This is a genomic window from Ramlibacter sp. WS9 (assembly GCF_003797765.1).
In the GTDB taxonomy this organism is placed as follows: Bacteria; Pseudomonadota; Gammaproteobacteria; order Burkholderiales; family Burkholderiaceae_C; genus Ramlibacter.
In genome coordinates this window covers 1-241 of record NZ_RKMB01000180.1, presented here as the reverse complement: position 1 = coordinate 241, position 241 = coordinate 1, and the positions used below count along the sequence as shown (strand labels likewise).

At 67.6% G+C, this 241-nt stretch carries 1 pseudogene; it reads left to right on the top strand.

The features are described from left to right. Positions 1 to 92, top strand: a pseudogene (locus EEB15_RS34425) (short-chain dehydrogenase); the annotation flags it as partial. Positions 93 to 241: the final 149 nt, after the last annotated feature.

Sequence of the window (241 nt, the reverse complement as noted above, 5' to 3'; positions counted from 1 at the left end):
GCGTGGTCGCCAAGCTGTTGCGCGTCTTGCCCAACTGGCTGTACGACAAGGCCCTCGCCGGCCGTCCGCGCAAGCACCGGCAGACGCAGTAAGGGCGTCATGCCGGACTCCGATCCGGCATCCATGGGAGACCGAGTTGGCGCGCGACGGCCGAATACCAACAACCTTCCCGGATCGGGGTGGTGGGGCGCTCTGCGCAGCGAAATAAAGGAGGAGGGAGCGGCTTGCCGCGACGGGGGAC